The organism is Streptomyces gottesmaniae, from assembly GCF_031845845.1.
Taxonomy (GTDB): domain Bacteria; phylum Actinomycetota; class Actinomycetes; order Streptomycetales; family Streptomycetaceae; genus Streptomyces; species Streptomyces akebiae.
Genome location: NZ_JAVRFJ010000033.1, coordinates 89283 through 108825, shown reverse-complemented (window position 1 = coordinate 108825; position 19543 = coordinate 89283). Strand labels below are relative to the sequence as shown.

The window sequence follows — 19543 nt, the reverse complement described above, 5'->3', positions numbered from 1 at the left end:
CCCCACCCTCGGTCGGCCCCCGTGGCCCACGCCCCCCACACTACCGTCCCCACCCCCGCCCACCCCAGCACCCGGGCGATACGCGTGCGAAGGAGCCCGCGATGAGCGAGATGATCACCGCGGACCTGGTCGACCTCGACCTGTCCGCCGATACGAAGGAAGCGGCGGCGCGTGCCCTCGCCGAGCGCATGGTGGCGAAGGGCCGGGTCACCGACCTGGACGGCTTCCTGGCCGACGTCGCGGCCCGTGAGGCGCAGATGCCGACCGGCCTCGACGGCGGCATCGGCATCCCGCACTGCCGCAGCGAGCACGTCACCGAGCCGACCCTCGCCTTCGGCCGCAGCGCGGCAGGCGTCGACTTCGGCGCACCCGACGGCCCCGCCGACCTGATCTTCCTGATCGCCGCCCCGGCGGGCGCGGACGACGCGCACCTGACGATCCTCTCCTCCCTCGCCCGCCAGCTGATGAACACCGAATTCACGGACGCGCTGCGCGCCGTGGACGACGCGGCCCGCGCCGCCGCCCTGATCCGGGGCGACGCCGCGACCGACGGCACCGACAGCACCGACAGCGGCGAAGCCACCGAGGGCACCGAAGACTCCGCGGCGGCGTCGGGCGGAACGGCCTCCCCCGACGCCGCCGCGGGCAGCACGCCCCCGGCGACGCCCGCCCCGGCGACCCCGGCCCCGACGGCGCCCGAAGCGGCGGCCCCCGCCGAGGCCCGTCCCTTCCGCATCGTCGCCGTCACCTCCTGCCCCACCGGCATCGCGCACACCTACATGGCCGCCGAGTCGCTGGAGAACGCGGGCCGCGACGCCGGTGACGTCGAGATCGTCGTCGAGACACAGGGCTCGGCCGGCTTCACCCGCCTCGACCCGGCCGTCATCGCCGCCGCCGACGGCGTGATCTTCGCCCACGACGTCCCCGTACGGGAGAAGGACCGGTTCGCCGGGAAGCCCACCGTCGACGTCGGTGTGAAGGCGGGCATCAACCGCCCCGCCGAACTGATCTCCGAGGTCCGCGGCAAGGCCGAACGCGGTGAGACCACCGCCGCCGCCCGCCCCGGCACCCCCGTCGACCGCGCGGGCGACTCCGGCGACGGCTACGGCACCAAGCTGCGCAAGTGGCTGATGTCCGGCGTGAGCTACATGGTCCCGTTCGTCGCAGCGGGCGGCCTCCTCATCGCCCTCGGCTTCGCGATCGGCGGCTGGGAGATCAACAACGCCAAGCCGGTCACCGAGCACTTCGACTGGCTGCAGGTCGACAGCTGGGCCGCCCTGCTGTTCCAGATCGGCGCCGTCGCCTTCGGCTTCCTGATCCCCGTCCTCGCCGGTTACATCGCATACGGCATGGCGGACCGGCCCGGCCTCGTCCCCGGCTTCGTCGGCGGCATGATCGCCGCCAACATCAACGCCGGCTTCCTCGGAGGCCTGGCCGCCGGTCTGATCGCCGGTGCGGTCGTCCTCGGTATCCAGCGGATCAAGATCCCGCCGGTGATGCGCGGCATCATGCCGGTGGTCGTGATCCCGCTGGTCTCGTCGATGGTCGTCGGCTTCCTGATGCTGGTGGTGATCGGCAAGCCCATCGCCGAGGCGCAGAAGGGCATGACGGACTGGCTGAGCGGCCTCTCCGGCAGCAACGCGATCCTCCTCGGCGTCCTCCTCGGCCTGATGATGTGCTTCGACCTGGGCGGCCCGGTCAACAAGGTCGCCTACGCCTTCGCCACCGCCGGTATCGCCGTGCAGGACCCCAGCGACTCCGCGATGAAGATCATGGCGGCGGTCATGGCGGCCGGTATGGTCCCGCCGCTGGGCATGGCCCTCGCCACCACGATCCGCAAGAAGCTGTTCACCACCGCCGAGCGCGAGAACGGCAAGGCGGCCTGGGTGCTCGGCGCCTCGTTCATCTCCGAGGGCGCGATCCCGTTCGCCGCCGCCGACCCGCTGCGCGTCATCCCCGCCTCCATGGCCGGCGGCGCGGTCACCGGCGCGCTGGCCATGGCCTTCGGCTCGACCCTGCGCGCCCCGCACGGCGGCATCTGGGTCACCCCGCTGATCGGCAAGCCGTTCCTCTACCTGCTCGCCATCGCGATCGGCACCGCGGTCACGGCCGGCCTGGTCATCGTCCTGAAGGGCATGCGCAAGACCCAGCCGGGCGCCGCCCCGCAGTCCGCTCCCGCCGCCACGGCGGAGACGAAGGAGCCGGTCGCGGCCTGAACCCGGGACCGGTACGACGGCCGCGGGGCCCCCCCCCCCGGGGGGGGGGCCCGACGCGGTCGCCACGCACCGGCCCGGGTGGGACGCGGTCGCGGCGGTGGGGTCCTCGATCAGGCCATGCGCTCCACCCGGCGAGAACCACGGTCGCCGTGTCTGTCTGCCCGGTGTTCCGGGAGGTAGCTTGGTGAGGAAAGCCCCTGAAGGAGGGCGATGCGATGCCGTGGTTCCTGTGGCTGCTCGCCGCCGCGGCGCTGGGCGCCGCGGAGTTCTTCACCCTGACACTGGTCTTCGGGCTGCTGGCGGGTGCCGCGTTGGTCGCCGCCGTGGTCGCCGGCCTGGGCATCGGCCTTCTCGGCCAGCTCGTGGCCCTCGGCGCGGGGGTGGTGGCGGGCCTCTTCCTCATCCGCCCCGTCGCGCTGCGGCACATGGCCCAGCAGCCCCTCGTACGAGAGGGCAGCGACGCCCTGATCGGCAAGCGGGCCGAGGTCATGCAGGAGGTCACCGGGACCCGTGGCCTGATCAAACTCTCCGGTGAGGAATGGTCCGCCCGCGCCCTCGACGAGAGCCTGGTGATCCCCGTGGGAGCGTTCGTCGACGTCATGGAGATCGAGGGCGCCACGGCCATCGTCTACCCCCGCGAACTCCTTCCGTGACCCCCCGCGAACTCCGTCCGTGACCGGCTGAACACACACCAACGGAGGCACTGTGGATCCCGTCGTCATCCCCCTCCTCGTCGTGGCCCTTGTCGTGGTCTTCCTCGTGGCCTCCAGCGTGCGGATCGTGCCCCAGGCTCGCCGCTACAACATCGAGCGGTTCGGCCGCTACCGCCGGACCCTGCAACCCGGGCTGAACCTGGTCGTGCCCGTGGCGGACCGGATCAACACCAAGCTCGACGTGCGCGAGCAGGTCTATTCGTCCGACCCCAGGCCGGTGATCACCGAGGACAACCTCGTGGTGAACATCGACACCGTCCTCTACTACCAGATCACCGACCCGCGGGCGGCGGCCTACGAGGTCGCCGACTACCTCCAGGCGATCGACCAGCTCACCGTGACCACGCTGCGCAACGTCATCGGCAGCATGGACCTGGAGGAGACGCTCACCTCGCGCGAGGAGATCAACTCCCGGCTCCGCGCCGTCCTCGACGACGCCACCGGCAAGTGGGGCATCCGGGTCAACCGCGTGGAGATCAAGGCCATCGACCCGCCGGCCACCATCAAGGAGGCGATGGAGAAGCAGATGCGGGCCGAGCGGGACAAGCGCGCGGCCATCCTGCACGCCGAAGGGGAGCGGCAGGCCAAGATCCTCACCGCGGAAGGCACGAAGCAGAAGGACATCCTGGAGGCCCAGGGCGCGCAACAGGCCATGATCCTGCGGGCGGACGGCGAGGCCAAGGCGGTGGAGCTCGTCTTCCAGGCCGTCCACCGCAACAACGCCGACCCCAAGGTCCTGGCCTACAAGTACCTGGAGACGCTCCCGCACCTGGCGAACAGCGACAACAACACGTTCTGGGTGATCCCGGGGGAGCTCACCGAGGCGGTTCGGACCGTCACCCGAGCCTTCGGCGACGAGACGACGGCAGGCCCTCCCACGCCTGGGCGACCCGCGGAAGCGGCCACCGCCGACGGTGACGGGACCTCGGGCGAGGCCGGGATCCCGCAGCTGGAGCGTGGCTCGACGGCGTCCCTCGACGCGGCCGCCGCCGCGGACGAGGCCGGGAAGCAGGCCGCCGCGGCGGTGAGCGACGCCAAGGCGGAGGCCGAGGCCGCGAAGTCGGCCCAGCTGCCGCGCCGGGCGCGGACGTCCGACGACTGAGCCGACTCTCCGCCGGCACCCTCACCCGTCACGTCGCCCGCATCGGCTGTCACGCCGCCCGGCGTGCGTGGCCCGGACCGTCGAGGGCGACGCGACGCCCTGACGATCTCCTGACGCCTTCTTGACGGGACACCGGCATGGACGCCCGGGTCAAGACTGCCGGGATCCGGCAATGCGGCGAGGCGCGGACGCGGGCAGCATGGGGGCCGAGGGGAGCACACGGGGGAGGCCTCGATGCCGGGCACCGGCAGGTGTCCGGCATCGAGGCCGCCGAGGCGTGCCGAGGCCGTCGTGTGACGGGTCGATCGGGGGTTGGGCATGCGGACGTTCCTGGAGGCCGCCACAGGCTTCCCGACCTTCCTGTTCACCGTCCCCCTGCTGGCGGCGGCGGGCTTCTGGCTGCTGGTCGCGATGGGCGTCGTCGGCTCACGCGCCTTCGACGAGGACGCCGACCTCGGCGCGCTGGGGCTGGGCGGGATTCCGGTCGCGGTCGCCTTCTCGCTGTGGACGGGCTTCTCCTGGGCCGGCAGCCTCGGCGCGGCCGTCCTGCTGGAGCCGTCGGCACCCTCCGGGCCGACGCGCGCGCTGACCGGACTCGCCGTCCTCGTCGTCGTTCCGCCGGTCTCCTGGTGTGCGACCCGGGCACTGGTACGGCTGCCGCGACGCCTTCGTCCCGATGCGCCGCCTGCTCACGGTCCGCGAGACGGTGCCGGCGGTGAACGCCGCGTACATCGCCGACAAGATGCCGGCGCGTCCAGCCGGTCATGAGCGACTTCGAGCCGGCCGCACCGATCGACGATCCCTACGCGGCCGAGGCCGCCCTGCCGACGAACCCGAACGCACGGCACACGGCCCACCCGGTGCGCGACACCGTGGGCCACTGACGCAGCCTCTGTCTCGCGGTCGCCGGGACGGTTCGACTGGCCGACGCAACCCCTCTGACCCGGCCCCGGCATGTGGGTGCGGTGCGCTCCGCCCCAGTTCACCACCCGGTCAGCAGCAGGTGGTTGAGGAGCAGGGCCAGGACCGCCTGGGCGGTCAGCCAGGCGCGGGGGCGGTCCAGGAACGCGCCGGCGCAGAGGAGCCAGAGCGCGAACGGCAGCCAGATCCGTTCCGTTTCCGCCTTGCTCATCCCGGACAGGTCGGCCGCGAGCAGCATCGTCAGGGCCGCGCAGAGCAGGAGTCCCAGTCGGCGCTCGGCGACGGGCGTCGCGTGCCGTCGGGCGAGGCGGGTGCCCGCCCTGCGGAGCCCCGCCACCGTGGCCGGTCCCACGACGAAGACCGTGCAGGCGAGGTTGGCGAACAGCCAGTAGCCGTACGGCCGGAAGCCGCCCGCGCCCTGGTGGTAGCGCTCGACGAGCAGGTGATACGCCTCCCACCAGTCGAACCCGGCCACGGTGAACGCGACCGGGACGACGAGGAGTCCGGCGACCGCGTAAGGCAGGACCGGCAGCCGTCGGGAGCCGAGCAGCAGGACGGTCGCGGCCATCGCGGCGAAGAGGGTGAGGCCGTACGACAGGTAGACGGTGAGGCCGAAGAGGAGTCCGGCGGTGAACGCGGTCGCCGCCGGACGGCGGCCCGTCACCGCCGCCGCGAGGAAGGCCGTGGCCCAGGCGGTGACCGCCGCGAAGTATCCGTCCGCCGACGTGCCCGCCCAGACCGCCGCGGGCGCGAGGACGAGGAACGGGGCGGCGCGGCGGGCCAGGGCCTCGCTCGCCAGCGTCCGGACGGTGAGCAGGACGGCGACCGCGGCGCTCGCGCCGACCGCGATGACGAAGACACCCGCCCACCCCCCGCCGCCCAGGCCGATCCGGTCGAGGAGGACGAAGGTGAGGGTGGCGCCCGGCGGGTGGCCGGCGACGTGCGGGGGCCAGTGGTCGGGGGAGCCCAGCAGGATGTGGTCGGTGAAGCTCCGCAGGGTGGCGGGGATGTCGTCGAAGCGGTCGACGACCTGGAGGTACTCGTACCTGGTCGTCAGCCGGCGGGCGATGCCGCGGTGCCAGCCGTCGACCAGGGCGAGGGAGAAGGTCCATGCCAGGGCGGTGGCCCACGCGCTCCACAGCAGTGACCGCCAGGGCAGTCCGGCGGCCAGTGGGGGGCCGTACGCCACGACGGCGGTGGCGACGGTGATCGCGGCGGGGGTGCCGGGGCCGACGTGGGGCAGCCAGTTGGCGTACAGGGGCGGCCAGCCGACGTGCAGGACGTCGTCGGCGCGCTTGATGGCGATGCCCACCGACGCGGTCACCACCACGAGCAGTGCGGCGGCCGAGACGGCGTAGAGGTCGCGGCGGAGATCGCGGCGCGGATCGTGGCGGAGATCGCGGTTCACGCTCGGAGACGTTAGGCCGGGTGGTGGCCCGCGGACTCCCGACAGGCGCGGACGTCAGCCTTTCGTCATGAGTCGCGCCCCCTCCCACCGGGTGCTCCGGGCCTAGCGTCGGGACATGGCACGGTCTCCTTCCTCTCCCGCCTTCTGGCGCAGCCCGCTGCGCGGCCCCTGGTTCACCTCCGTCCTCGGCGTCGCGCTGCTCGCCGGGATCACGGTGCTGTTCGTGACGGGGCTGCTGTCGTACGCCGCCTACAACCCGAACCTGTCACCGGTGAACGACAAGACCGGGGACAAGGGGATCCTCGGCTTCTACCTCTTCGCCTGGCCGACGGATCCGCCCTGGCTGTACCGGCTCACCCAGGGCGTCCACGTCACGCTCGGGATCGCCCTGGTCCCCGTGGTGCTGGCCAAGCTGTGGTCGGTGGTGCCGAGGCTGTTCCAGCTGCCTCCGGCGCGCTCGCTCACCCACGCCCTGGAGCGGATCTCGCTGCTCCTGCTGGTCGGCGGAGTGCTGTTCGAGTTCGTGACGGGTCTGCTGAACATCCAGCTCGACTACGTGTTCCCCGGCTCCTTCTACCCGCTGCACTTCTACGGGGCGTGGGTGTTCTTCGCGGCGTTCGGGGTCCATGTGGCGCTGCGGGCGCCGACGGCCGTCCGCAACCTGCGCCGGATGCGGGGGAGCGGGGAGGAGGAGCGGGGCGAGGACGCGAATGCGGGCTCGCGGCCGGCGGCCACGGAAGCGATTCCGCCACCGGTGTCCGCGGAGGAACCCTCGCTCGTGGCGCCCTACCCGGCCGAGCCCACCGTGTCGCGGCGCGGTGCCGTGTGGCTGGTCGGGGGCGGCTCGCTGCTGCTCCTCGCCACGAGCGCGGGGCAGAATTTCGACGGGCCGTTGCGGCGTACGGCCCTGCTCGCCCCGCACGGCGGTGCCGAGCCGGGCAGCGGGCCCGGCGGCTTCCAGATCAACAAGACGGCCGCGTCCCGGGGGATCGACCCGGCCGAGACGAGCGAGGACGCCTGGCGGCTGACCGTCACCGGTCCGTCGGGGACCGTCCGGCTGAGCCGCGCCCAACTGCTGGAACTGCCGCTGCACAGCGCGGCGCTGCCGATCGCGTGTGTCGAGGGCTGGTCCACCTCCGACCAGTGGTGGCGGGGCGTACGGCTGCGCGACCTCGCCGCGCTCGTCGGGTACGAGCCGGGGGCGGCGCCCGACGTCCTGGTGGAGTCCCTGCAGCGGCGCGGCGCCTTCCGCCGGGCCGCGCTGCGCGACAACCAGGTGCGCGACGCGCGTTCCCTGCTCGCCCTGGACGTCAACGGCGAGCCCCTGACCCCCGACCACGGCCACCCGGCGCGGATCATCGTGCCCGCCGCGCCCGGCGTCCTCAACACCAAGTGGGTGGCCCGGATGACGTTCGGAGACCTGTGATGAGAGCACCTGGGACGACAAGGCTTCGAGCGCGGGCCGGCAGTCCGTTCCAACTGCTGCTCCTGGCCTGCTCGTTCGCGCTGGCCGGATACGCGGGTGTGCGGTTGGTCTCCGACGACTGGTTCGCGGTCGCGCTGTGGTTCGTGGGCGCGGCGGTGGTGCACGACCTCGTGCTGCTGCCGCTGTACGCGACCGCCGACCGCGCGCTCGTCCGCGCGTCGGGCGAGGCCGGCCACCGGGAACTGGTGGCGTACGTCCGCGTGCCCGCCGTCCTGTCCGGGCTGCTGCTGTTGGTGTGGTTCCCGCTGATCAGCGGCCGGGTGGCGGACCGTTACGAATCCGCCACCGGCCTCTCCGCGCACGGCTTCGCCGCCCGCTGGTGGCTGATCACAGCCGTGCTGTTCGGCGGTTCAGCGCTGCTGCTGGCGCTGCGGGTGCGGCGGCGGGCGCGGCTGCGCAGCACGACGAAGGAGCGCCCGCCCGCCGTCCACTGATCGACCACGCGCCAGCCGAGCCGACGGGCGTGCCGCGACAGCGCCGGCGTACCGAGCCGGGCCCAGGGGAACACGCCCTCGTCCGCGTCCGCGACCTCGGCGCCGCTCACGAGGCGGACCTCGACGCGTTCGTCCACGTCCACGGGGACGGTCTCGGCGATCAGGAGGCCGCCGGGACACAGCAGTTCGCCCACGCGGGAGAGGAGGGCGTGGGGGTCGCCGCCGATGCCGAGGTTGCCGTCGAGGAGCAGGGCGCTGTTCCAGCGGCCCTCGCCGGGCAGCGGTTCGAACACGGAGCGCCGCAGCGCCTGGCCGCCGAGCCGCAGGGTGTGGGCGACGGCGGCCCGGCTGACGTCGATGCCGAGCACCGGCCGCCCCCGGGCGGCGAGTTCCGCGACCAGCCGCCCCGGCCCGCACCCCACGTCGAGGACGGCGCCCTCGCACCTCCCCAGGGCCTCCAGATCGACGGCGTCGGCACGGGCACACCAGCGCTCCACCTCCAGCGGCAGCAACCAGCCGTCACGGCGGCGCAGATAGAGCGGCCCGCGGCCGGTGCGCAGGGCGTCGGCGTACGGATCGTAGGGATCGTAGGGATCACTGGACCAGGTCCACGGGGTCTTCTGCCGGGTGCCGCTTGTCGGTGGGGTGAGTGCCGTGGGGCTGCGTGTGGGCGGGCTTGTGGGCGGGTCTTCCGTCGCGGGTCCGCTTGTCGGCTGGTCGACCGCCGTGGGCCTGCTCGTGGGCGGGTCTTCTGTCATGGGTCCGTTGAGCGGTCGGCCTTCCGTCGTGGGTCTGCTTGTCGGTGGGGTGAGTGCTGTGTGCCTGCTCGTGGGCGGGCCTTCCGCCACGGGCCCGTTGAGCGGCCGATCTCCCGCCACAGGCCCGTTCATCGGCCGGTCTCCCGCCAGGAGCCCGTCCACCAGCCGGTTCCCTGTCGCGGACCGACCGACGGCCGAGGCCCGTGCATCGGCCGCCCCCTCTCCCCACCACTCACCGGTGCTGTCCCCTCTCCCCTTCTCCCCGTCTCCCCGTGTGTGCCGTTCACCGGCGCTCCCCCTCTCCTGCCGCTCACCGGCGCCGCCCCCTCCCCGCATGCGCCGCTCACCGGCCACTGACCGCCCGCAGCCGGGCCAGTTCCGCCGCGAACCGGGTCCGGGGCGCGAGTGCGGCGACGGCCTCGGCGTCGGCTGCGGTGTCGACGTCTCTCAGGCGCGGCAGGTCGCGAACACGCAGCCCGGCGGCGACCAGACGGGCGCGCTGGACGGCTCCGGTGACGGGCGTCGACATGGGCACCCCGCGCAGCAGGGCCGGGTCCGGCTCGGCGAGTCCGAGGGCCCAGAAGCCGCCGTCCTCGGCCGGACCGAAGCACGCGTCGCACCCGGCGAGGTCCACGGTCAGCAACTGGGGGGTCACCTGCGGGGTGTCCATGCCGATGAGCAGGGCCGGTCCGTCGCAGCCGGCGAAGGCGGCGGCCAGCCGTTCGTCGAGGCCGCCCGCCACCTGCGGTACGACGTCGAAGCCGGGCGGCAGCCACGGACCGGGCCGGCCGTCCAGCACCAGGACGCGCCGCAGGGCGGGCGTAGCGGCCACCGCCCGCAGGGTGTCCGCGAGGGCCGCTTCGGCGAGCGCCGCCGCCCCCGACGGGGTGAAGGGCGGGGTGAGCCGGGTCTTCACCCGGCCCGGCCTCGGCTCCTTGGCGATGACGAGAAGCGTGGTCATCGACGGACCCCTCCCGCCGCGCCGTCCTGCCGTACCGCTGGTTCGTGCAGGACGCGGCTCATGTCCCGCACCGCCTGCCAGGTGCCCCGCCAGGTGCCGGTGACCTTGGAGGCGCCGGTGCGCGGCAGGTACGGCACGTCGTGCTCGGTGACGCGCCAGCCCGCGTCGGCCGCGCGCACCACCATCTGCAACGGGTAGCCGCTGCGTCGGTCGGTCAGCCCGAGGGCGAGCAGCGACTCACGGCGGGCGGCGCGCAGCGGGCCGAGGTCGCGCAGCCGCAGGCCGGTGCGGCGGCGCAGCATGCGGGCGAGCGCGAGATTGCCGGCCCTGGCGTGCGCGGGCCACGCGCCCCGCCCTTGGGGGCGGCGCCTGCCCAGCACCAGATCGCTGCGCCCGTCCGCCACTTCGTCGACGAAGGGGACGAGGAGCGACGGATCGAGTGAGGCGTCACAGTCGCAGAAGGCCACGATGTCGGCCGTGGCGGCGGTCAGTCCCGCGTGGCAGGCGGCGCCGAAGCCGCGGCGCGGTTCGTGGACCACGGTCGCGCCCAGCGCGCGGGCGATGTCGGGCGAGCCGTCGGTGGAGCCGTTGTCCACGACCAGGGCGCGCCAGCCGGCCGGGACACGGGCCAGCACCCAGGGCAGGGCGTCGGCCTCGTTCAGGCAGGGGAGTACGAGGTCGACGGAGGGGTGGGGACGCACGGCGTCGACGTCCGATGGGGGAGGAGAGGTCGTCACGGCTTTCACCCTACGAGGACGAAATTCGCAATTCGGCCAGAGCGTCCTTACGGAACGCGGACGTCTGGAGCCGGGGGTGTCCGCCGGGCGGCGCGCGGGCCCGGCTCGGTGCGACGCTGGGCCGCATGGAACAGCAGCCACACGAGCCGGGGCGACGGACGGCGGCGCGCGTCCTGGTGGTCGACGACGACCCCACGGTCGCCGAGGTCGTCGCCGGATACCTCGACCGCGCCGGACACGTCGTCGACCGGGCGGGGGACGGCCCGACCGCACTGGCCCACGCCGCCGAGCACTGGCCGGACCTGGTCGTGCTGGATCTGATGCTGCCCGGCATGGACGGCCTGGAGGTGTGCCGCCGCCTGCGGGCACGGGCCCCGGTCCCGGTCGTCATGCTCACCGCGCGCGGTGACGAGGACGACCGCATCCTGGGCCTGGAGGTGGGCGCCGACGACTACGTGACCAAGCCCTTCAGCCCCCGCGAACTGGTCCTGCGCGTCGAGTCCGTACTGCGCCGCGCACGCCCCACGTCCGGAGCGGCGGCTCGCGGCCCACTGCGCTCGGCGGGCCTGACCGTGGACCCGTCCGCTCGTCGCGCCACCAAGGACGGCGTCGAACTCGCCCTGACCCTGCGCGAGTTCGACCTGCTCGCCTTCTTCCTGCGCAACCCCGGCCGTGCCCACAGCCGCGAGGCCCTGATGCGTGAGGTGTGGGGCTGGGACTTCGGCGATCTGTCGACGGTGACCGTTCACGTCCGCCGCCTGCGCGGCAAGGTCGAGGACGACCCGGCGCACCCCCGGCTGATCCAGACGGTCTGGGGAGTCGGCTACCGCTTCGACGCCACCGCCACCGCCACCGCCACCGCCGCCACCGTCACCGTCACATCGGCCTCCACCTCCACCGACGGCGACCTCACCCGCCTCCGGACCGACGCCGCCCCCACCCGAACCCCGCTCGTCGCACCCGAACCGCCCGCCCCCCACCGGCTCGGGGAGGCGTGATCATGCGGGACACCCTGCTCATCGCCCTCATCGCGCTCGTCGGCGCCGGTGGGGCCGGGCTGCTGGGCGCGGTCGCGCTCCGGCTGCTGCGGAGCCGCTCGCTCACCGCGTCGCTCACCGTGGTGGCCGCCGTCGCGGTGACCGCGATGCTCGCCGGCACCCTGGCGGTGGCCTGGGCGATGTTCCTGTCGCCGCACGACCTGTCGGTCGTCACCACGGTCGTCGCGATGGCCGCGGTCGTCTCGCTGGCCACCGCGCTCCTGCTCGGCCGCTGGGTCGTCGGCAGCAGCCGCGCCCTCCAGCTCGCCGCCCGCTCCTTCGGCGACGGCGGTTCGTTCGACGCCCCCGCCGGCCCCGCCACCGCTGAACTCGCCTCCCTGAGCGCCGAGTTGGCGGCGACGAGCGCGAAGCTCACCGAGTCCCGACAGCGGGAGCGCGCGCTGGAATCCTCGCGGCGCGAACTCGTCGCCTGGATCTCCCACGACCTGCGTACCCCGCTCGCGGGGCTGCGCGCGATGGCCGAGGCCCTGGAGGACGGCGTCGCCGCCGACCCCGCCCGCTATCTGACGCAGATCCGCACCGAGGTCGAGCGCCTCAACGGCATGGTCGGCGACCTCTTCGAACTCTCCCGCATCCACGCCGGCGCCCTCGCCCTCACCCCGTCCCGGGTATCCGTCTACGACCTGGTCGGCGACGCCCTCGCCGGGGTGTCCCCGCTGGCGCACGAGCACGGGGTGCGGCTGGTCGGCGACCGCGTCGAGCCCCTGCCCGTGGAGGTGGACGGCAGGGAGATGAGCCGGGTGCTCGGCAACCTCCTCGTCAACGCGATCCGCCGGACCCCCGCCGACGGCACCGTCATGGTGGCCGCCGAACGGTCCCCCGAGGGCGTGTTGCTCTCCGTGTCGGACGGCTGCGGAGGCATCCCCGAGGAGGACCTGCCCCGCGTCTTCGACACCGGCTGGCGTGGCACCCACGCCCGTACGCCCCCCGCGGGCGCCGGGCTCGGCCTCGCCATCGTCCGGGGGATCGTCGAGGCCCACCAGGGCCGCACCACGGTCCGCAACATCCCCGGCGGCTGCCGGTTCGAGGTGGTGCTGCCCGCGGCCGCTTCCTGAACAGGGACGGCATCACCGGTACCTGAATGCGGGCGGAGGCGCCGTCGCGCCGGCCCACGCGCCCCCAACCCCCCGGCCTGCGCGTCCCTACACCCCGTTCTAGGCGCCCCGCATCCCGCCCTCCACGTCCCGCATCCCGCCCTCCACGTCCCGCATCCCGCCCTCCACGTCCCGCATCCCGCCCTCCACGTCCCGCATCCCGCCCTCCACGTCCCGCATCCCGCCCTCCACGTCCCGCATCCCGGCCTGCGCGAACTCCCGCATGCCCTCCGTGAACCCGACCTCCGGCTTCCACCCCAGCTCCGAGCGCAGCCGCGACGAGTCCGCCGTGATGTGGCGTACGTCCCCGAGCCGGTACTCCCCGGTCACGACGGGCTCCGGACCGCCGTACGCGTCGGCCAGTGCCGCCGCCATCTCCCCGACCGTGTGCGGCTCACCGCTGCCGGTGTTGTACGCGGTGAGCGCCCCGGGCCGGACGTCGGCCTCCAGAGCCATGACGTTGGCACCGGCCACGTCCCGTACGTGCACGAAGTCCCGCCGCTGTCGCCCGTCCTCGAACACCCGGGGCGCCCGGCCGTCCGCCAGGGCCGAGCGGAAGAAGGAGGCCACCCCGGCGTACGGGGTGTCGCGGGGCATCCGGGGCCCGTAGACGTTGTGGTAGCGCAACGACACCGCCGCCCCGCCCGTCGTCCGCGCCCACGCCGCCGCCAGATGCTCCTGGGCGAGCTTGGTGGTGGCGTACACGTTGCGCGGGTCGACCGGCGCGTCCTCCCCCACCAGCCCCGGCGCCAACGCGTCCCCGCACACCGGGCACAGCGGTTCGAAGCGGCCCGCCGCGAGATCGTCGAGCGCGCGGGGCCCGGGCCGCACCACACCGTGCCGCCCGCACTCGTACCGCCCCTCCCCGTACACGACCATCGACCCCGCCAGCACCAGCCGCCGCACCCCCGCGTCGGCCATGGCGGCCAGCAGCACCGCCGTACCCAGGTCGTTGCGGGAGACGTACTCCGGCGCATCCGCGAAGCCGGTCCCCAGACCCACCATCGCGGCCTGATGGCACACGGCGTCCACCCCGGCCAACGCCCGGTCGACCGCCCGCCGGTCCCGTACGTCCGAGCCCGGGTCCACGGCCACGTCGAACACGACGGGTTCATGCCCGCCCTCCACCAGCACATCCACGACATGGGACCCGATGAACCCGGCACCGCCGGTGACCAGTACACGCATACGGCCACGCTAGGGCGCACCGGACCGGCATCCCGCGCCCACGCCCGGCACGTCAGGCTTCCGTAAGAGTGTGCGAGAGCGAGAGCGAGACCGGGACGTAGATCGAGACCGAGACCGGGCGGACGTAAGGATTTCGTCATCGGCCCTTCCCACCCGAAGGGCCGCCCCTTGCGTTGAATGGAGGGAACGACACAGGCTCACGGAACGGGAAGAGGGACGACATGGGGCGCGGGCGGTGGGGGCCGTTGGCCGTAGGAGTGCTGGTGACGGTGGTCGCGGGGGTGGGCGTGAGCCTGTACTGGTTCCAGCCGTGGAAGCTCTGGCAGGACGAGACGGTGACGGAGTCCCTGCCCGCCGCCGTGGAACCCGCCGAAACCCCGGCAGCGACCCCCGGCACGGGGTCGTCGCCGTCCCCGTCGGCACCTGCCGCCGGGCCTGTGACGCTCGCGAGCGGTGAGCTGATCAGCCACGAGCACACGACCTCGGGCAGCGTGAAGCTCGTCCGGCTGGCCGACGGCGCCCATGTGGTCCGGCTGGAGAACCTAGACACCAGCAACGGCCCCGATCTGCGCGTGTGGCTGACCGACGCACCGGTGAAGGAGGGCCTCGCCGGCTGGCACGTCTTCGACGACGGCGCACACGTCAGCCTCGGCAAGCTCAAGGGCAACAAGGGCAGCCAGAACTACGTCGTGCCCGAGGACGTCGACCTGTCCCGCTACAGCAGCGTCAGCATCTGGTGCGACCGTTTCGACGTCTCCTTCGGCGCCGCCGAACTGGCCGACGTCTGACGGATCGCCCTCACGGGCGTGCGGATCTCACGGGCGTGCCGACCTCACGGCTGCCGGGGAGGTCGGCCGACCCGGATCTCGTCCCGGACGGGGCGGCCGGGCGTCACACCGCGGCCGGTGCGACGGTGAGCAGCCTGCCCATCGCGGCCAGGACCGACGGCTCGACCCGGTAGTAGACCCAGGTGCCGCGCCGCTCGGAGGTGAGCAGGCCGGCGTCCTTCAGCTTCTTCAGGTGATGGGAGACGGTCGGCTGGGAGACGCCGACGTCGGAGATGTCGCACACGCACGCCTCGCCGCCCTCGTGCGAGGCGACCGCGGAGAACAGCCGCAGCCGTACGGGGTCGCCGAGCGCCTTGAACATCCGGGCGGCGGTCTCGGCCTCCTCCGCCGTGAAGGGACGCTCGGTCAGTGGCGGGCAGCAGGGCGCCGCGGTGTCGGCGGGTTCCAGCAGCGGGAGCAGCTCGGGATTCGACATACATCTATGTTGACACATGTCGAAGCAGCTCACTGGATTCGATAGATGTCTATATTGACGCTCGCCGAATCAAGTGCCAAGCTGGCCCCACAAGCCATCGACACATGTCGAAGCAAGGGAGTCACCGTGAGCGCGTCCACCACCGACCAGCTGCCTGTCGTGGTCGTCGGGGCAGGCCCGATCGGCCTGGCCGCCGCCGCCCACCTCATCGGGCGGGACATCGAACCCCTGGTCCTGGAGGCGGGGCCGTCGGCCGCATCCGCAGTCCGCGCATGGGCGCACGTGCGGCTGTTCTCCTCGTGGGCCGAGGTCACCGACCCCGCCGCGGAGAAGCTCCTGGCCCCCACCGGCTGGGTCCGCCCCGACGGCGCCGCCTACCCGACGGGGGGCGACTGGGTCGAGCGCTACCTCCAGCCGCTCGCCGACGTCCTGGGCGACAGGGTCCGCTACGGCGCCACGGTGACCGGCGTCGCCCGCGCCGGACGAGACCGCGTCGTCGACTCCGGCCGCGAGGAGCAGCCCTTCACCGTCCACATCCGGACCGCGGACGGCATCGAGGAACGCCTCACCGCCCGCGCCGTGATCGACGCCTCCGGGACCTGGTCCACGCCCGGCCCGGCGGGCGCGAACGGCCTGCCCGCCCTCGGCGAGCGAGCCGCCGCCGACCGCGTCAGCTACCGCGTCCCGGATCTCGAGGACCCGACGGTCCGCGCCCGTTACGCGGGCCAGCGCACCGCGGTCGTGGGTTCCGGCGCCTCCGCCTTCACGGCCCTCGCGCTTCTCGCCGACCTGGCCGAGGAGGAAGGCGACGGCACGCACGCGGTGTGGATCCTGCGCCGGGGGATCACCGGTTCGACGTACGGCGGCGGCGCAGCCGACCAGCTCCCGGCCCGCGGCGCCCTCGGCCTGCGGGCCAAGGCGGCCGTCGAGGGCGGCCACGCGAGTGCCGTCACCGGGTTCCGTACGAAGGCCGTGGCACGCGAGGGCGACCGGCTCGTCCTGGTCGCGGAGGACGGCCGGCGTCTGGACCCGGTCGACGAGGTCGTCGTCCTGACCGGTTTCCGCCCCGACCTCTCCTACGTCAGCGAACTCCGCCTCGGTCTCGACGACCGCCTCCAAGCCCCGACCGCCCTGGCCCCGCTGATCGACCCGAACGTCCACTCCTGCGGCACGGTCCACCCGCACGGCGTGACCGAGCTGTCCCACCCGGAGAAGGACGTCTACCTGGTCGGCATGAAGAGCTACGGCCGCGCCCCGACCTTCCTCGCGATGACCGGCTACGAGCAGGTCCGCTCGGTCGCGGCCGCGCTCGCCGAGGACCGGGAAGCCGCCGAGCGCGTGGAGTTGACCCTGCCGGAGACCGGCGTGTGCGGCGGCGCCGGCCTCTTCGACGACCCCGACGCCGCCCAGGGCGGCAGCGGCGGCGGCTGCTGCGCCGCCCCGACCACCCAGCCGATCAGCATCGGAGCCCCGGCCTCGTCCGGCGGCTGCTGAACCACCCACCCGCAGCAGGAGGTTCGCCATGAACCGCGTACAACTGGCTCTCCGCGTCCCGGACCTGAAGGCGTCCGTGGCCTTCTACAGCAAGCTCTTCGCCACCGAACCCGCCAAACTCCGCGACGGCTACGCCAACTTCGCCATCGCCGAGCCCCCGCTCAAGCTGGTCCTCATCGAGGGCGCCGAAGGCGAGGCGACCCGCATGGACCACCTCGGCGTCGAGGTCGGATCGACGCAGGCGGTCCACGCCGCCACCGCCCGCCTGACCGAGGCGGGCCTGGCCACCGCCGTCGAGGACGACACGACCTGCTGTTACGCCCTCCAGGACAAGGTGTGGGTGCACGGCCCGGGCCAAGAACCCTGGGAGGTGTACGTGGTCAAGGCCGACGCGGACTCCCTGGCCAAGCGACAGGGCAGCGCGTGCTGCGCCACCGACGCGGCGGGCGCCGACACGAGGGAACCGGCGGCGGCCACGGGCGGCTGCTGCTGAACGCCGCTCCTCCCGCCGCCCCGTGGATCCGCGAGGGCCTCGCCTCTAGACCGCGGGGCCCCCGAGGGCTTCCGAGGCGGCCTGGAGGCGGCTGTGGGCGTTCGTGGCCGGGAGGGCGACCGCGACGGGACGAACGTGGCAGGTGAAGCCGAGCCGGGCCATGGCCCGGGTGACCTCGCCGCAGGTGAAGTCGCGGCGGTCCTGGCGGGTGATGACCGCGCCGACCTGCATCACGGGATAGCGGCGGCGGCCGATGGTCACGGAGTCACCGGTGACGATCTCGGGCCTGACACCCGCCATCAGGGCCATCACTCCGTGCTTGGTCAGGTCGAACGGGTAGCGGGCGATGACGCAGCGCATGGTGCCTCACAGGGAGAAGGAGGAAGGAAGGACGACGGGGTACGGTGCGTCGAGGACGTCCCGCAGCCGGATGCGGTCGGTGTAGACCGAGCTGCCGCGGTGCGCGGCGAGTTCGGCGCGGGTGACGGAGCCGGTGCGCTCGTCGTCCCCGTCGCACAGGATCAGGTGCTCCACACCGGCACCGGCCATGATGGACAGGGCCACCTCGACGGTCATGTCGTCGAAGACCCGCAGCTCGCTCGCGTCCGGGCGCTCGACCAGGGTCAGGACGTCACGCGTGGTCGGCTTTCGATGCATCTGGAGCGGTGTCACGACTGCCTCCTGCGGTACGGGCGGATTCTGGGAGCGCGACGACTTCGCGCAGGCCGTTCGCGCAGGCATCTCGTGCCGGCCGGCGACGGACGGGCGACCTGTCACGCGACGCGGCGATTCCCGCCGGCTCCGCTCCGAGCGGCGCGCCCTCGACGGCCCCGCGCGGAGGCCGAAGCACGGCCCGAGGACCGCCGGGGCGACTCCGCGGGCGGCGCGGCGATGACGACCGGGACACCGGACGGGGCCTGGGCCCCGGTGATGCGGTTCAGTTCCGCCTCTCCCGAGCGCACCGCGGTGATCATCGGGGTGATGCCGGCCGAGGCCATCAGCCGGCTCACCTCGCGGCGTTGGCGTGTCGTCACCAGGGTGACGACGCTGCCGGACTCCCCGGCGCGCGCCGTACGGCCGCCACGGTGCAGGTAGTCCTTGTGGTCGCCGGGCGGGTCCACGTTGACCACCAGGTCGAGGCCCTCGACGTGGATGCCGCGCGCGGCGACGTTGGTCGCCACCAGCACGGTCACCTGTCCGCTCTTGAACTGCGCGAGGGTCCGGGTGCGCTGCGGCTGTGACCTGCCCCCGTGCAGGGCGGCGGCACGGACTCCGCTGCCGAGGAGGTGGGTGGTCAGCCGGTCCACCGCGTGCTTGGTGTCCAGGAACATGATCACCCGGCCGTCCCGCGCCGCGATCTCCGTGGTCGTGCGGTGCTTGTCCGTCTCGTGCACGTGAAGCACGTGGTGCTCCATCGTGGTGACGGACCCGGCCGACGGGTCGACGGAGTGGACCACCGGGTCGGTCAGATAGCGGCGGACCAGCAGGTCGACGTTGCGGTCCAGAGTGGCCGAGAAGAGCATCCGCTGCCCCCCGGGACGCACCTGGTCGAGCAGCGCGGTGACCTGAGGCATGAAGCCCATGTCGGCCATCTGGTCGGCCTCGTCGAGGACGGTGACGGCGACCTCGTCCAGCCGGCACTGGCCCCGCTCGATGAGGTCCTTGAGCCGCCCGGGCGTGGCCACGACCACCTCTGCCCCGGCCCGCAGCGCGTTCGCCTGCCGGCCGATGGACATGCCGCCGACCACGGTGGCCAGCCGCAGCCGCATGGTGCGGGCGTACGGGGTGAGCGCGTCGGTGACCTGCTGGGCGAGCTCCCGGGTGGGGACCAGGACGAGGGCCAGCGGCTGCCGGGGCTCGGCGCGCCGTCCCGCCGTGCGGGCCAGCAGCGGGAGGCCGAAGGCGAGGGTCTTGCCCGAGCCGGTGCGGCCGCGGCCGAGTACGTCACGGCCGACCAGGGAGTTCGGCAGGGTCGCCGCCTGGATCGGGAACGGCACGGTCACGCCGTCGTGGCCGAGCGCGGCCAGCAGCGGCGCCGGCAGGGCGAGATCGGCGAACGACTCGACGGCGGGCAGCGCGGGCGTGACCGTCTTCGGCAGCGCGAACTCGCCGCGGGGCGCGGCCTGGCGGGCGTGGGGGCCCTGGGGACGGCGCCGGGTGCCGGAGCGGTCATAGGTGGAGGTGGTGCGTGACGGGCGTGCTCGGTTCATGCGGAAC

19 protein-coding genes are annotated in these 19543 nt (G+C 73.6%); 10 read left to right on the top strand and 9 right to left on the bottom strand.

Annotation, left to right across the window (positions count from 1 at the left end; translation table 11 throughout):
- Nucleotides 1-101 precede the first annotated feature (101 nt).
- The 4 genes from RM704_RS31630 (at nt 102) to RM704_RS31615 (ending at nt 4799) form a co-directional block, all read left to right on the top strand.
- On the top strand, nt 102-2216 hold the full coding sequence (locus RM704_RS31630; protein WP_033531911.1) for a PTS fructose transporter subunit IIABC: 2115 nt from the start codon (nt 102-104) through the stop codon (nt 2214-2216).
- Between the two features lie 215 nt (nt 2217-2431).
- Nucleotides 2432-2869 (top strand): NfeD family protein, encoded by a 438-nt coding sequence (locus RM704_RS31625; RefSeq protein ID WP_033530402.1) that lies wholly within the window; start codon nt 2432-2434, stop codon nt 2867-2869.
- Between the two features lie 52 nt (nt 2870-2921).
- Nucleotides 2922-4031 (top strand): SPFH domain-containing protein, encoded by a 1110-nt coding sequence (locus RM704_RS31620; RefSeq protein WP_033530401.1) that lies wholly within the window; start codon nt 2922-2924, stop codon nt 4029-4031.
- A gap of 318 nt (nt 4032-4349) precedes the next feature.
- A complete protein-coding gene (locus RM704_RS31615; RefSeq protein WP_052146335.1) occupies nt 4350-4799 on the top strand; it encodes a hypothetical protein in 450 nt (149 codons plus the stop codon).
- A 214-nt stretch (nt 4800-5013) separates the two neighbouring features.
- Here the strand turns inward: RM704_RS31615 and RM704_RS31610 are convergent, their stop codons facing one another.
- Complete coding sequence (locus tag RM704_RS31610) at nt 5014-6360, bottom strand: hypothetical protein (RefSeq protein WP_033530400.1); 1347 nt, start codon at nt 6358-6360, stop codon at nt 5014-5016.
- Nucleotides 6361-6475: 115 nt separating this feature from the next.
- Here RM704_RS31610 and RM704_RS31605 point away from each other — a divergent pair, with 115 nt between their 5' ends.
- Nucleotides 6476-7786, top strand: a complete 1311-nt coding sequence (locus RM704_RS31605; RefSeq protein WP_033530399.1) for a molybdopterin-dependent oxidoreductase — start codon at nt 6476-6478, stop codon at nt 7784-7786.
- Nucleotides 7787-8117: 331 nt separating this feature from the next.
- On the opposite strand, the gene RM704_RS31600 is transcribed toward RM704_RS31605, so the two are convergent.
- The 3 genes from RM704_RS31600 to RM704_RS31590 form a co-directional block, all read right to left on the bottom strand.
- Nucleotides 8118-9038 (bottom strand): class I SAM-dependent methyltransferase, encoded by a 921-nt coding sequence (locus tag RM704_RS31600; RefSeq protein WP_078937349.1) that lies wholly within the window; start codon nt 9036-9038, stop codon nt 8118-8120.
- 343 nt (nt 9039-9381) lie between these two features.
- Nucleotides 9382-9999: a TIGR04282 family arsenosugar biosynthesis glycosyltransferase gene (locus RM704_RS31595; protein ID WP_033530398.1), complete on the bottom strand. Its 618-nt coding sequence runs from the start codon at nt 9997-9999 to the stop codon at nt 9382-9384.
- On the bottom strand, nt 9996-10745 hold the full coding sequence (locus RM704_RS31590; RefSeq protein ID WP_078937348.1) for a glycosyltransferase family 2 protein: 750 nt from the start codon (nt 10743-10745) through the stop codon (nt 9996-9998). The genes RM704_RS31595 and RM704_RS31590 overlap by 4 nt, the downstream gene beginning before the upstream one ends.
- Before the next feature lie 116 nt (nt 10746-10861).
- Between RM704_RS31590 and RM704_RS31585 the strand changes: the two genes are divergently transcribed.
- Both RM704_RS31585 and RM704_RS31580 read left to right on the top strand, forming a co-directional pair.
- Nucleotides 10862-11734 carry a response regulator transcription factor gene (locus RM704_RS31585; protein ID WP_078937347.1) on the top strand — a complete coding sequence of 291 codons (873 nt, stop codon included), beginning with the start codon at nt 10862-10864 and terminating at the stop codon, nt 11732-11734.
- Nucleotides 11735-11736: 2 nt separating this feature from the next.
- Nucleotides 11737-12849 (top strand): sensor histidine kinase, encoded by a 1113-nt coding sequence (locus tag RM704_RS31580; protein WP_033530396.1) that lies wholly within the window; start codon nt 11737-11739, stop codon nt 12847-12849.
- A gap of 99 nt (nt 12850-12948) precedes the next feature.
- Here the strand turns inward: RM704_RS31580 and RM704_RS31575 are convergent, their stop codons facing one another.
- Nucleotides 12949-14076: an NAD-dependent epimerase/dehydratase family protein gene (locus RM704_RS31575; protein WP_078937346.1), complete on the bottom strand. Its 1128-nt coding sequence runs from the start codon at nt 14074-14076 to the stop codon at nt 12949-12951.
- A gap of 221 nt (nt 14077-14297) precedes the next feature.
- Here RM704_RS31575 and RM704_RS31570 point away from each other — a divergent pair, with 221 nt between their 5' ends.
- Complete coding sequence (locus tag RM704_RS31570; RefSeq protein WP_033530395.1) at nt 14298-14864, top strand: DM13 domain-containing protein; 567 nt, start codon at nt 14298-14300, stop codon at nt 14862-14864.
- A gap of 103 nt (nt 14865-14967) precedes the next feature.
- Here RM704_RS31570 and RM704_RS31565 read toward each other — a convergent pair whose 3' ends face one another.
- Nucleotides 14968-15339, bottom strand: coding sequence for an ArsR/SmtB family transcription factor (locus RM704_RS31565; protein WP_033530394.1), 372 nt, complete (start codon nt 15337-15339; stop codon nt 14968-14970).
- Nucleotides 15340-15465: 126 nt separating this feature from the next.
- Here RM704_RS31565 and RM704_RS31560 point away from each other — a divergent pair, with 126 nt between their 5' ends.
- Complete coding sequence (locus RM704_RS31560; protein ID WP_033530393.1) at nt 15466-16833, top strand: NAD(P)-binding domain-containing protein; 1368 nt, start codon at nt 15466-15468, stop codon at nt 16831-16833.
- A 28-nt stretch (nt 16834-16861) separates the two neighbouring features.
- Nucleotides 16862-17326, top strand: coding sequence for an ArsI/CadI family heavy metal resistance metalloenzyme (locus RM704_RS31555; protein WP_033530392.1), 465 nt, complete (start codon nt 16862-16864; stop codon nt 17324-17326).
- 45 nt (nt 17327-17371) lie between these two features.
- Here RM704_RS31555 and RM704_RS31550 read toward each other — a convergent pair whose 3' ends face one another.
- From RM704_RS31550 to RM704_RS31540, 3 genes are all read right to left on the bottom strand, one after another.
- Nucleotides 17372-17686 (bottom strand): SCO5918 family protein, encoded by a 315-nt coding sequence (locus RM704_RS31550; protein ID WP_033530391.1) that lies wholly within the window; start codon nt 17684-17686, stop codon nt 17372-17374.
- 6 nt (nt 17687-17692) lie between these two features.
- Entirely contained in the window at nt 17693-17998 is a 306-nt protein-coding gene (locus RM704_RS31545; RefSeq protein ID WP_438828965.1) for a CBS domain-containing protein, read from the bottom strand.
- A 101-nt stretch (nt 17999-18099) separates the two neighbouring features.
- Complete coding sequence (locus RM704_RS31540) at nt 18100-19536, bottom strand: DEAD/DEAH box helicase (RefSeq protein WP_033530390.1); 1437 nt, start codon at nt 19534-19536, stop codon at nt 18100-18102.
- Nucleotides 19537-19543 lie beyond the last annotated feature (7 nt).